The following is a 12628-nucleotide window of genomic DNA, read 5'->3' as shown; positions in this document are numbered from 1 at the left end:
TGTGATATAAAACCCCAAATCTCTTTGGACGATCCCATGACCACTGCGCGCGATATACAGCAAACTTTTACCCGTCATCGCGGGCTGGAACTGCGCAGCACCTGGCAGAGTACGCAGCCTTATAAACGCCATAGCCACGCGCAGCTGTCGATTGGTGCGATAGTGGAAGGACAAACGCGCTGCGTATGCCACGGTCAGCAGTACCTGCTGCGCCCCGGCGATATCATCGTCATCCCGCCGCACGTGCCGCATAGCTGTAACCCGCTGTTGGGGCAAGCCCGCAGCTATCATATGCTCTACCTGGACACCGAACTTCCCCTCGCGCAGCAGCATATTCGCAGCGAGGCGCTGTTCGGTCTTTATCTTGCCGTCGTTGAGCAGATGTCGACGGCAGCCGTCGACGCGCTATTAGCCGCCCTCACCCTACGCGTTGATGTCGGCGATGCGCTTCGCCCAACCAGCCAGCAGGTCCAGCAAGCGCTGTTATCCGATCCCGCGTGTCCCCCTTCGCTCGACGATCTCGCTCAGCGACTCTCACTGCGTAAAGAGACCTTAATCCGTACCTTCAAACAGGACACGGGGCTGACTCCCGGCAGTTTTCTCAACGTTTCCCGCGTGGAATACGCCAAAGCGCGGCTGCGCGCCGGGGACGATATCGCCGATGTCGCCTACCAAAGCGGCTTTGCCGACCAGAGTCATTTCCATAAAACCTTCGTCAGCTACACCGCCGCCACGCCGCGCCAGTACGCGCTTGGCCGATCAATATCCGACAATAATTAGCGCGTAAGCCAGCATAAGCTGCCTTCAGTATTTTCACTGAGGTCGCTATGGAACAGGTCACAACGTTACTTCCCCCGGCGTTTCCCGCGCTGGCGCTGGCGCATTTTATGGCGCTGCTGAGCCCCGGGCCGGATTTCTTTTTACTGGTGGGCTATGCCGTCCGTTATCGCCTGCGCGGCAGCGTCGGGCTGTGCCTGGGCATCGCGGCGGGCAACGGGTTGTATATCCTGCTGGTGGTAATTGGCTCCGGGCTGCTGCGCCAGGCGCCGCTGCTCTTTGACATCATTGAGCTACTGGGCGCCGCCTATCTGCTGTGGATAGGCTACGCGTTGCTGAAAAGCCGCGCCGCACCGCTCGAATGGCGCCACTCCGCACAAATCTGCCCCTCGCTCGCGAAACAGCTGCTTTTAGGGCTCGGCTCTTCGCTACTGAACCCGAAAAACGCGCTGTTTTATCTGGCGCTGATGACCGCGCTGCTTGGGCCGAACGTCACCGTGGCGCAACAGGCGGCCTGCGGTATCTGGATGACCAGCGTGGTGCTGCTGTGGGATTTACTGCTGGTGATACTACTCGCGCTGCCGCAGGTTCAGCGGCGGCTGGGGAATCTGATCTGGAAAATCGAACGCGCCGCGGGCGGTATCCTGATCGGCTTTGGCGGCTGGATCCTGTGGCAATTTATCCTCGGCTAAAACGAGAATGGGCGGCGTGTTCGGCGACGCCGCCCAAATGTTAATGCAGTTCATCTCGTCGTAAGCCCACATCTCTCAGCTGTTCGTCGCTCATTCGCTGCAATACGCGGCGCGTTTGCTGCACGCGCCACCATGTTTTGATAAAACGCCACACCAGTACAAAGCCGATAAATGGCTGTCTTGCCCGGTTCTCATGAAATTCCATACTTTGCCTCCTCACCTTGCCAGAGGCTTTATCTTCGCGGATTTCTGCTGTTGCAATACAGATTCAAAAAACACTTTTCTTTAACATACAGAATCGCTAAAACGATACCTGCGTGCGGTTTTTTTCGCCTGACTGTACTGGTTTTTTCATCTGTATGGCGACAAACGGGGATACAGCAATGACGCGTTACCAACATCTGGCCAACCTGCTGGCCGAGCGGATTGAACAAGGGCTGTATCGCCACGGCGAAAAGTTGCCTTCCGTACGCAGCCTGAGCCAGGAACACGGCGTTAGCATCAGTACCGTACAGCAGGCGTATCAGACGCTGGAACAACGCCAGCTGATCACCCCGCAGCCGCGCTCCGGCTACTTCGTCGCACCGCAAAAAGCCCAACCGCCGGTGCCGCCGATGTCGCGCCCGGTACAGCGCCCGGTGGAGATCACCCAGTGGGATCAGGTGTTGAACATGCTCGACGCCCGCAATGACAAATCGATCATCCCCTTCGGCGGAGGCTCGCCGGACGTCACCCAGCCCAGCCTGAAGCCGCTGTGGCGCGAGATGAGCCGGGTGATCCAGCACAATATTGTCGACGTGCTGAGCTACGACGAGCTGGCCGGTCGCCGCGAACTGCGTGAACAGATCGCCCGCCTGATGCTCGACGGCGGATCGGTGGTCACCGCCGACGATCTGATCATCACCAGCGGCTGCCACAGCGCGCTGTCGCTGGCGCTGCTGTCGGTATGCCAGCCGGGCGATATTATCGCCGTGGAATCCCCCACCTATTACGGCACCATGCAGCTGTTGCGCGGTTTAGGACTTAAAGCGATCGAGATCCCCACCGATCCCAACACCGGGATCAGCATCGAAGCGCTGGAGATGGCGCTGGATCAGTGGCCGATTAAAGGGGTGATCCTCGTCCCTAACTGTAACAACCCGCAGGGCTTTATCATGCCCGACGCCCGCAAACGCGCGATGCTAAACCTGGCGCAGCGCTACGATATTGTGATTTTCGAGGACGACATCTACGGCGAACTGGCCACCGAGTACCCGCGTCCGCGCACCATCCACTCGTGGGATATCGACGGCCGGGTGATGCTATGTAGCTCGTTTACCAAAACCATCGCGCCTGGCCTGCGCATCGGCTGGATAGCCCCCGGTCGCTATTACGATAAGCTGTTGCAGATGAAGTATGCCGCCAGCGGCACCAACGTCCCCTCCACGCAGCTGGCGGCGTCCAACTTTATCCGCGAAGGCCACTACCACCGCCATGTACGTCGTATGCGCCAGATCTACCAGCGCAACCTGGAGATCTACACCTGCTGGCTGCGCGAGTTTTTCCCCTGCGGAATCTGCGTGACCCGCCCGACCGGTGGCTTTATGCTGTGGGTAGAGCTGCCGGAGCAGGTCGATATGGTGTGCGTCGCTCAGCAGCTGTGCCGAATGAAGATCCAGGTCGCGCCGGGATCGCTGTTTTCGGCATCGGGGAAATACCGGAACTGCTTAAGGATCAACTGCGCCCTGCCACCGATCGAGAAGCATCGCGAGGTGATGGTGCAGCTGGGAGAGGCGGTGAAGGTGGCGATGGAGTGAGATGAGTCCACCGCCCATCGTTGATGTCAGGCCGCCCAAGGGCGGCCTCATTCATTATGGCGGTTAAAAGAACCACTCGGGTTTCACGCCAAAACGCGCGGATAACGCCTTTATGTGTGCGATGGTCAGAGAACGCTGGCCGGATAAGATCTGGCTCACCAGTGATTTAGAGCCGATCTCCTCTTTCAGGTCAGCATAAGACAGCTTGTGCTGACCAATCAGAGTACGCAGCAACGCAACACCAACCGGCATCTCAGCAACAGCTTTGTTGAATTCCGCAAAGCGTTCGCTGTTATCTTCGTAGTCCGCGATTTTGCTCGCCAGAAAGTCGATAAGCGGGTTCTCATCGTCGTTTTCGATCAGGTAGTCCACCAGCGCCAGCGCTTCGCGATAATCGCTTTCAGAAACGCTATCTCCCAGGAAAGGAACCGCAGCGACGAGCTGTTTGGTGGCTTCAATGGCTTTTGCAGCGTTCGTGTTCATTCTTTGTTCTCCCTGTAATAGCGGGCATGGTGATAATAAGTCCATCAAAGAACCCATTTAAAAGAAGACGGTATCTGTTTTGTTAGTACCCAAATGAAGGTGGCGATGGAACCGGACCTACAACGTGTAGCACTCTGCCAGAAACGCCATCATCTCGGTGGCATCTTTGCTGTGATAGAAGCGGACCATTTTGCCATTAAACTCCAGCGCGCGAGCGGCAGGGATGCTGATAGGATTGTAGCCATGCATCATCAACCAGCCGTTCATCATGTGGCGGCTGGTACGTTTGTTGCCGTCGAAGAAGAACTGGAAGTACGCGCCGAACAGAAACATCGCCAGAGCGCCTTCAAACGGCGGCAACGCTTTAATCTGGCTAACGCCCTCGGCAAAAATGCGGTTCAGCTCTGGTGCGCCCGCTTCGGTTGCTGGCGGGAAATGCGTCCCCAGCTCCCCGAGATGAACACGCGCGTTATAGTGCAGTTCCTCACCTTCCCCACGAAAGACGCCCCACTCCAGCGCTTCGTTGCGGGCAATAATGCCATGCAGCAAGGTGAACGTTTTTTTATCCAGCCCAAAACGCCCGGTTTGCACCAGCTCAATCAGTTTTTTACTGCTGTCGGCCAGGTTCAGCACCTGCTCGGTATCGCTGACCTTATGCCCACCCACGGTCACGCCGTCGAGAAGGGTTTTCACCTCGACAAAGGTGTACGGGTTATTTTCCAGCTGCGCGGCATCCCAGACGAAACCCGCCAGGTGCGTTTTGAAGGTGAATAGCGCCACGCGAGTGCCTGGATTCTGGACGGCAGGAACTACAGTGCTATCCCAGGTGAGTCCCAGCAGTTCGGTCGTCATGCGTTGAGTCCTTGTAACGGTTTTACGTGACAGTATTCCACAGTTTTGCCACAACGATAAAATAATCGTCAATACGGTGCTGATGAAAAGAGGGGGTTTATCTGAAGGGTTTGCAGCGGATCTTAATACAAGGTGCATTTTTTTAACTGGATTAGGCGGGTATGACTGGTTATATTTACAGGTGTTTTTTTTTAACGCAAGACGCCCGTGGTGGAACACGAGCGCCTCGCTAATCACAATCACTATTCCAGGAGAATAGCAGTCATGACTGATACCCATTCTATTGCAGATCCGTGCGATCCAGAAGTCTCCCCAACAAATAACCGTCACTTAACCGTGAGTTATGCGAGCCGTTATCCGAATTATACCCGCATCCCCGCGCTCACCATGAAGGGGCAGTGGCTGGAAGCCGCCGGTTTCGCCACCGGCACCGAAGTCGACGTAAAGGTAATGAACGGCTGTATTGTGCTGACGGCAAAACAGCCGGAGCCGGAACTGATGCAGTCGCTGCAGCGGGTTTGCAAGCTGTCGGCGCGTAAACAGCGTCAGGTGCAGGAGTTTATCGGGGTTATTTCAGGCAAACCGCTAAGACGGGAAGCATAAATACCGCAGGTGAAAATCGCCGGGTGGCGCTGCGCTTACCCGGCCTAACGTTCGAGCGCTATGACGCCGCGCTCACCGCTCCTTCCCCATTCGCCGCATCCTGCGGTTTTGAAACCGTGCGGCTTTTGCTCCCATCCACCCCCACCGCAATCTCCCCTTCCACCGTCACACGGCGCACCACGCGCGGCTGGGTGCCGTAGTCGTTCACCGCGTAATGCTGGGTGCTGCGGTTGTCCCAAATCACCACGTCGCCCTGCTGCCACTGCCAGCGCACGGTATTGTCGAGGCGGGTGATGCGGTTTTGCAGCAGCTCGAATAACTGTGCGGATTCCCGCGAGCTGAAGCCCACCAGCCGTTTGACAAAATGCCCGAGTAACAACGCACGTTCGCCGCTGACCGGGTGGACGTGCACCACCGGGTGTTCGGCTTCCCATACCGAAGAGACAAACACCTTCTGGTGATGCGCCAGGCGGTGGCTTTCGACGACGACGCGTTCAGCGCCGTAGTCATAGTCATTGCTGTGCACCGCGCGCAAGGTGTCGACGAAGCGCTTGAGCGTCTCCGGCAGTTGTTCGTAGGCACGGGCGGTGTTGGCCCACACGGTGTCGCCGCCGTATTCCGGGATGGTGACGCCGCGCAGGATGGAGACTTTCGGGAAGGCGTCAACGAAGGTGACGTCGGTGTGCCAGGAGTCGGCGCGGCCGCCGCCTTTGGAGGCGTCGAGTTCGAACAGTTTGGTGCCTTCCGGAGAAGGGACCGTCGGGTGGGCGACAACTTTGCCAAAACGCGCGCCGAAGGCCTGATGCTCGGCATCGGTAAGATGACTTTGCTGGCGGAAGAACAGCACTTTGTATTTAACCAGCGCCGCTTCCAGTTGGGCAAAGGTCTCCACATCCAGCTCGGCGGAAAGACGGATATCGCGGATCTCCGCGCCGATATTGCCCGCCACGCGGCGTAAATTTAATAAAGGAAAATCGGTATCAGCAGTATTCACAACAGTCATGATTGCGCCCCTTTAAAATCGTCAGAAACCCGAATATAGAAATATCCAGGCGGGTGACAAAGTCGAGTTTGTGATATTGATAGCTGCCAGACGGCAATACACAGGAGCCACTATGACCACGGAAATCACCCTTACCCCTGCCGAACGCGAGAAGCTGCGCGACCAGTTGACCGACTACTGCGAAAAACAGTTCGATCTCGAGCTGGAGCAGTTCGACGCCGAGTTCTTTATTGATTTTATTATCGAAAAACTGGGGCCGGCCTTTTATAACGCCGGGATTGATGAAGCGATTCGTACCCACTTCGCGTGGAGCGAACGCATTCAGGAAGAGATGGATCTGAAGAAAATTCTCTAAGTGGATCGCGGATCAATATAACCACAAATTATACGTGGTTATAATAGCGACTCATTTTATCGTCTCCCGTGTTACGGGGAAGGAAAATCATGTCGCTTATCACCGATCTACCCGCCATTTTCGATCAGTTCTCCGAAGCCCGCCAGAAAGGCTTTCTCACCGTGATGGATCTCAAAGAGCAAGGCACGCCGCTGGTCGGCACCTACTGCACCTTTATGCCGCAGGAAATTCCGATGGCGGCGGGCGCGGTGGTGGTCTCGCTGTGCTCCACCTCTGATGAAACCATTGAAGAGGCTGAGAAAGACCTGCCACGCAACCTCTGCCCGCTGATCAAAAGCAGCTACGGCTTCGGCAAAACCGATAAATGCCCCTACTTTTATTTCTCCGATCTGGTGGTCGGTGAAACCACCTGCGACGGCAAGAAGAAGATGTACGAGTACATGGCCGAGTTTAAGCCGGTACACGTGATGCAGTTGCCGAACAGCGCCGCCGATGCCGCCTCCCGCGCGCTGTGGAAAGCGGAAATTCTGCGCCTCCAGCAGGCGGTTGAAGCACGTTTTGGCACGGCGATTACCGAAGCCTCCCTGCGCGAGGCCATCGCCCTCAAAAACCGCGAGCGCCGGGCGCTGGCTAACTTTTACCACGTCGGGCAACTCAATCCTCCGGCGCTCAGCGGCAGCGACATTCTGAAAGTGGTATACGGCGCGACCTTCCGCTTCGATAAAGAGTCGCTGATTGACGAGCTGAACAGCATGGCCGAACGCGTGCGTCAGGAGTGGGAAAGCGGCAAGCGGCTGGACGCCCGCCCGCGCATTCTGATCACCGGCTGCCCGATCGGCGGCGCGGCGGAGAAAGTGGTGAAAGCCATTGAGGATAACGGCGGCTGGGTGGTTGGTTTTGAAAACTGCACCGGGGCCAAAGCCACCGAGCGCTGCGTCAACGAGGACGGCGACGTGTACGACGCACTTACCGACAAGTACCTCGCTATTGGCTGCTCGTGTATCTCACCGAACGACCAGCGCTTAACGTTGCTCAGCCAGATGGTGGAAGAGTATCAGGCCGATGGCGTGGTCGACGTGATTTTGCAGGCCTGCCATACCTATGCCGTTGAATCGATGGCGATTAAGCGCCACGTACGCCAGCAGCATAACCTTCCCTACATTGCCATTGAAACCGACTACTCCACCGCTGATATCGGTCAGCTTAGCACCCGCGTCGCGGCCTTTATTGAAATGCTGTAGGAGCGCGCGTGACATTATCAATAGGCATTGATTCAGGGTCAACCGCCACCAAAGGCATCCTGCTGGAAGACGGCGAAATTCGTCGCCGCTTCCTCTGCCCAACGCCGTTTCGCCCCGCCGAGGCGATCGTTGAGGCGTGGGAGACACTGTGCGCCGGGCTGGCAACGCGACCCTTTTTAACGCTCACCGGCTATGGCCGCCAACTGGTTGATTTTGCCGACAAGCAGGTGACGGAGATCTCCTGCCATGGGCGCGGCGCGCGGCTGCTGCTGCCGGAAACCCGCACGGTGATTGATATTGGTGGTCAGGACAGCAAGGTGATTCAGCTGGATGAAGAGGGCAATCTCACCGATTTCCTGATGAATGACAAGTGCGCGGCGGGCACCGGGCGTTTTCTGGAAGTGATTTCCCGCACGCTAGGGGCCAGCGTCGAGCAACTGGATGCGCTGACGGAAGGCGTTGAACCCCACGCCATTACCAGCATGTGCACGGTGTTTGCCGAGTCCGAGGTGATCAGCCTGCGCTCGGCGGGCGTGCCGCCGGAAGCGATTCTGGCGGGCATCGTCAACGCCATGGCGCGGCGCAGCGCCAACTTTATCGGCAGGCTGTCGGCGCAGGGGCCGCTGCTGTTTACCGGCGGCGTTAGCCACTGTGCGGCGTTTGGCAGAATGCTGTCGGCGCACGTGAACCTGCCGGTGCAGACGCACCCGGACGCGCAGTTTGCCGGGGCGATTGGCGCGGCGATGATCGGGCAGCGGGTGAGAAAATGACGGAGTATCTGTTTTTGTTTCACTCCACGCTTGGCGTGGTGCAAACCCGTAAAGCGCTCCAGGCGGCGGGCATCACCTTTCGGGTGGCCGATATCCCGCGCCAGCTGCGCGGCGGCTGCGGGCTATGTATTTATCTGTATTGCCCGCAGGGTGAAGAACGACGCTGGGTGATTCCCGGCGCGACGGAGAGTATTTACCGCTGCGACGAGGGTTTTCAGCTGTTGCACGCATTCTCTGCATCATCACACAACCCGGGCGAAGCATAACCGCCCAGGGTTTTGCCGGGTGGCGGCTTCGCCTTACCCGACCTACAGAATCGCCCGTAGGCCGGATAAGCGCAGCGCCATCCGGCACGCCCCGCCGCTTAATGGCTCCACTTCTCCTGCTGCAGCTCCAGCAGCAGCAGCATCATCAGCGCCTGGGCATACGGCACCGGGGCCATGGCGATGTCGCAGTAGTATTGCAGATCCGGGCCGACCATCGTCCCTTTCGAGGCTTCCAGCACGATCCCGCCTTCGTCGATCCTGTCGCGCAGCGCATGCCAGGCGCGCATGGCGTTTTCGGCGACCTTTTCGTCGAGGATCCCCATCCGCACGCCGCGCAGCATGCCGTAAGCGATCCCGGCGGTGGCGGAGGATTCCTGCGGCGACAGCGGATCGTCGAGCAGTGTGTGCCACATGCCGTTGTCAGCCTGTAACTCACACAGCGTGTTAACCTGACGCGCCACCACCACCGAGAGATAGCGCTTTACGCTGGCGTCGAGGCTGTCGCCGAGCAGGGCGATAAATTCCGGGATCGCCACGGTGATCCACGCGTTGCCGCGCCCCCAGAAGGCTTCCGAGAAGTGGTGCTTGCCGACGAACGTCCAGCCGTGATACCACAGGCCGCTCGCCGGTTCGCACAGATAGCGGGTATGCAGCAGGAACTGGTATGACGCTTCGTCGATCAGATCCTTGCGCTTGAGCACTACGCCCGCCGTGCCGAGGAACAGGCAGGTCATAAACAGCGTGTCGTCCCACAGATGGCCGGTGTTCGGCTGCTCTTTCACCACGTGCTGGAACCCGCCCTCTTCGGTTTTCGGCAGCGTGCGCAGCAGTGAATCGGCCCAGTCGTTGACCACCTTCAGCAGATCGTCACGTCCGCTATGCCCGGCGACCAGCGCCAGGGTGATCATCGGCGCGGTGGTGTTGATCTGAATCTCCGGCAGCCCTTTCGCCAGCTGATCTTCATACCAGGTGAGGATCGACCGTTGCAGATTGGCATCATTCTGCTGACGGGCGTACTGCCAGAAACCATACAGGCCCACGCCCACTTCCCATTCCCACTCTTCAAAGCGGATAGCAAAACCTTCGCCTCCGCTGGTGTCAACTTCGCCCATATTTTTCAGGCGGCAGAAGCCCTGAACCACCTGCTCCAGCAGACGGCTTAATGTTGCCTTGTTCATTGTGCGTCTCCTGACAGCGTAATCTGAAGTTCATTGCCCACCAGCGTCGGGAACGCGGCGGTTGTGCCGTTGTACAGGCATTCACCCAGCCAGCTCAGTTGCATCAGCGTTTGTCGGTCATCGTGAACGTTCGCGCTATTCTCTTGCAGCACAATGCGCAGCCCCTGAACGCGCTGGCAGAAGGCGTCAAAATCGCCCTCGCCCACTTCCAGCCACCACGCAACGCGGCGGCCTTCGGCGCGAACTTCGTCACCGTTGACCATCAGCGGCTGCGAGCAGAGCACGGCGGCAAAGGCCTGACCCGCGCGCACCGCGTAGCCTTGCGCCAGCGGGCGAACCTCATCATAGGCCTCACTGCACAGATGGAGATGCGTCCAGCCCAGCACGTCATGTTCGTCTAACCGCCACAGCATCAGCGTCCGGTTTTCTACCTGCATTACCCGCGGCAGCACGCCGTTACCGGCCCAGAAGGAAGGACGCGCTTCGCTGCCCGGCGCAACGTCGCCGGGGTGGTTAATCCACAGGCGAGCGTCCGGTCGCGTAGCAAACTGCACATCAACCAGATGCTGCTGATGCCCACGCGCGCCGGTATGATGATCGACACAGCTGGAGAGGCTCACCGCCGGCTGCTTCCACGCCACAATCTTGCCGCCGCCGCACTGGTAGTGGGCGCTCAGCGTGCCGTGATTCAGACGCGCATAGCGGGCGGATTCCAGGGGTGGCACATAGTCGCTCAGGCAAAAGAACGGCAGCGAGGCGCATTTGCGGTTAACGTGGCCACCGCCCCAGGCGACGTGACCAAAGGCGGAAAGCTCGCTCATCTGGCTCGCCAGCAGCTCTTTCTCATAGACACGGCCCATGGTGCCCGCGGCAATGCCGGACTGGTAGTGCAGCGCGCTGGTCATCATCAGGCGGTCAATCAGATGGCGAGCACGCTGGCGCAGCGTGGCGTCGTCGGCCAGTTGATAGAGCGCGAACAGGCCGATGTAGTCTACCGGGTAATACGGGGCCGAATTCCACTCCACGAAACCCTGCTGCTCAACCGCATCAAACCAGGCATGCAGACGCTGGGTGGCGATCGCTTGCTGCTCGCGACCGCGACGCCCCGATGCGGTAAACAGATCGTCAGGGAACATCTGCCCGGCGAGGTACTGAGCGGTGTGGAAACAGAGCGCGTGATTCTCGCTCCAGTACCACATCACATCGTTGCCCAGTTCGTCATACCAGTAGCGATAGCCCACGATGGCGGAACGCACGCGCTTCCACAGCACCGCCGGGAAGTGTTCGCCGTGGAAGTCATGCCAGATCCACAGCAGCGGCACCATCGAGAAATCCGAGCAGTCCTGGCGGGCGCTGATTCGCTGCAGCGTGCTTATCAGCAGCTCCTGCACCTGCGGGCCGCTGTCGCCGACGTGCAGCATCGCCAGTAAACGCCCGGTACGCGGCACGCCGTGTTCGGCGATATAGCTCAGGGCCACGCGCTTACGAGTCTCCAGCACGCCTTCACCACCGGGCAGGAGGTCGTCGGCCAGCACGGTGAGGCTCAGGTTGCGGCTCATCGTGACGTCGCCCGAACGGGCGGTTAGTTCAAGACGGTAGTGTCCCATTTCAACGCTTGCCGGGAGGGGTAGCGTTAGCCCCGTTTGGCCAGTCATGACCGAGCCGAAATCCAGCGGACAGGTTGCAATGACGTCGTTACCCAGGCTATGGATAGCGCCGCGCAGATGCAGCACACAATCTGCCAGGCAGGGCAGATACAGCCGCTGATGCTGCGCGGTCGCCGTGGCGGGCAGCGAGTCCAGCACCGCCTGAAGCGTGTCGACGTCAGCGTTATTCACGCCCGGTAGCGTCGCGTCCAGCGGCGTGTCGCCGAGGTAGATCATGCGCAAAGCAAAGATCGTGTCGCGCTCAAACAGCTCATCGAGATGAATCAGCAGCGCGTTTTCCCCCTGCTGAAGCGCAATATCAACAACCTGCGTTTGCAGCGCGTTGCGGGTGAACGGCGTAAAACATACGGCCTGCTGTTCATCACGCCAGATACGCACGCCGCCGCAGGTGGCAATCTCGAAGGGATAATCGCCTGCCTGCGGCGCATGCAGCGTCACACGCAGCCAGCGCTGGCAGTGGGTGGCTACGTTTTGCACGCCGGAGAAGGTGACGGTATCGCTGGCTCCGGTCCAGGTAATGGCCGCCGCCGGAAGGGCACGCGCTGGTGACACCGTGCGCTGGGCCGCGTCGCGACGGAAGATGCGTCGGCAGAAGGATTCCTGCGCCGGGCCTTTGCCGTTGGCGAACTGATAGTCCATCGGCTCATCTACCGATTCACCGGTAAAGAATTCGGCAAACCGCTCATTATGCGGCAGTGACACCGTAAAGCGCGTCAGCGCCTCGCCCGCAATCAGCCTCATCGTTGTTTCCTCAATAACCGCTAAGTAATTAAGCGCTATTTTCTGGAAAGGATGGGAAGCACGCTACACGCTGGAGCGCGCGCCTTCGCGGAACTGCCTGGTCATTCACAATCTCTTACCGCTGGAAGGATAAAACGTGACGAGAGTCACAGCAGCAGAGTCTGTGTGACGATGAATGCCGGGAAAACTCACGTTTCCCGGCGA

14 protein-coding genes are annotated in these 12628 nt (G+C 58.8%); 8 read left to right on the top strand and 6 right to left on the bottom strand.

From position 1 onward, the window contains the following. Positions 1–36 precede the first annotated feature (36 nt). Both M989_RS16715 and M989_RS16710 read left to right on the top strand, forming a co-directional pair. Positions 37–780 (top strand): helix-turn-helix transcriptional regulator, encoded by a 744-nt coding sequence (locus M989_RS16715; RefSeq protein WP_064547195.1) that lies wholly within the window; start codon positions 37–39, stop codon positions 778–780. 47 nt (positions 781–827) lie between these two features. Then, the gene (locus M989_RS16710; RefSeq protein WP_064547094.1) at positions 828–1469 is read left to right on the top strand and encodes a LysE family translocator; all 642 of its coding nucleotides are present in this window, start codon (positions 828–830) and stop codon (positions 1467–1469) included. Positions 1470–1509: 40 nt separating this feature from the next. Here the strand turns inward: M989_RS16710 and M989_RS16705 are convergent, their stop codons facing one another. Further along, entirely contained in the window at positions 1510–1674 is a 165-nt protein-coding gene (locus M989_RS16705) for a DUF1127 domain-containing protein (protein WP_064547093.1), read from the bottom strand. Between the two features lie 178 nt (positions 1675–1852). Here M989_RS16705 and M989_RS16700 point away from each other — a divergent pair, with 178 nt between their 5' ends. Further along, on the top strand, positions 1853–3265 hold the full coding sequence (locus tag M989_RS16700) for an aminotransferase-like domain-containing protein (protein ID WP_064547091.1): 1413 nt from the start codon (positions 1853–1855) through the stop codon (positions 3263–3265). A 63-nt stretch (positions 3266–3328) separates the two neighbouring features. On the opposite strand, the gene M989_RS16695 is transcribed toward M989_RS16700, so the two are convergent. Both M989_RS16695 and M989_RS16690 read right to left on the bottom strand, forming a co-directional pair. Beyond that, positions 3329–3748, bottom strand: coding sequence for a helix-turn-helix domain-containing protein (locus M989_RS16695; protein ID WP_064547089.1), 420 nt, complete (start codon positions 3746–3748; stop codon positions 3329–3331). Between the two features lie 117 nt (positions 3749–3865). Next, positions 3866–4600 carry a Fic family protein gene (locus M989_RS16690; protein ID WP_064547087.1) on the bottom strand — a complete coding sequence of 245 codons (735 nt, stop codon included), beginning with the start codon at positions 4598–4600 and terminating at the stop codon, positions 3866–3868. 264 nt (positions 4601–4864) lie between these two features. Between M989_RS16690 and symE the strand changes: the two genes are divergently transcribed. Further along, positions 4865–5203, top strand: a complete 339-nt coding sequence (gene symE, locus M989_RS16685) for an endoribonuclease SymE (RefSeq protein WP_064547085.1) — start codon at positions 4865–4867, stop codon at positions 5201–5203. 58 nt (positions 5204–5261) lie between these two features. On the opposite strand, the gene M989_RS16680 is transcribed toward symE, so the two are convergent. Continuing rightward, on the bottom strand, positions 5262–6206 hold the full coding sequence (locus M989_RS16680; RefSeq protein WP_064547083.1) for a TauD/TfdA dioxygenase family protein: 945 nt from the start codon (positions 6204–6206) through the stop codon (positions 5262–5264). Positions 6207–6318: 112 nt separating this feature from the next. Here M989_RS16680 and M989_RS16675 point away from each other — a divergent pair, with 112 nt between their 5' ends. From M989_RS16675 to M989_RS16660, 4 genes are all read left to right on the top strand, one after another. Next, positions 6319–6561, top strand: coding sequence for a DUF2164 domain-containing protein (locus tag M989_RS16675; RefSeq protein WP_064547081.1), 243 nt, complete (start codon positions 6319–6321; stop codon positions 6559–6561). Positions 6562–6650: 89 nt separating this feature from the next. Next, positions 6651–7802: a double-cubane-cluster-containing anaerobic reductase gene (locus M989_RS16670; RefSeq protein WP_064547079.1), complete on the top strand. Its 1152-nt coding sequence runs from the start codon at positions 6651–6653 to the stop codon at positions 7800–7802. A gap of 8 nt (positions 7803–7810) precedes the next feature. Continuing rightward, the gene (gene yjiL, locus M989_RS16665; RefSeq protein WP_064547077.1) at positions 7811–8572 is read left to right on the top strand and encodes a putative 2-hydroxyacyl-CoA dehydratase activator YjiL; all 762 of its coding nucleotides are present in this window, start codon (positions 7811–7813) and stop codon (positions 8570–8572) included. Beyond that, positions 8569–8838, top strand: a complete 270-nt coding sequence (locus tag M989_RS16660; RefSeq protein WP_064547075.1) for a putative Se/S carrier protein — start codon at positions 8569–8571, stop codon at positions 8836–8838. Before yjiL ends, M989_RS16660 begins: the two co-directional genes overlap by 4 nt. Before the next feature lie 98 nt (positions 8839–8936). On the opposite strand, the gene bglB is transcribed toward M989_RS16660, so the two are convergent. Then, positions 8937–10016 carry a beta-galactosidase BglB gene (bglB, locus tag M989_RS16655; protein WP_064547073.1) on the bottom strand — a complete coding sequence of 360 codons (1080 nt, stop codon included), beginning with the start codon at positions 10014–10016 and terminating at the stop codon, positions 8937–8939. Next, the gene (locus M989_RS16650) at positions 10013–12424 is read right to left on the bottom strand and encodes a hypothetical protein (protein WP_064547071.1); all 2412 of its coding nucleotides are present in this window, start codon (positions 12422–12424) and stop codon (positions 10013–10015) included. Before M989_RS16650 ends, bglB begins: the two co-directional genes overlap by 4 nt. Positions 12425–12628 lie beyond the last annotated feature (204 nt).

Source organism: Kluyvera georgiana ATCC 51603 (genome assembly GCF_001654985.1).
In the GTDB taxonomy this organism is placed as follows: Bacteria; Pseudomonadota; Gammaproteobacteria; order Enterobacterales; family Enterobacteriaceae; genus Kluyvera; species Kluyvera georgiana.
Note: the sequence above shows the minus strand (reverse complement) of the source record. Positions and strands in the feature narration are given on the sequence as shown.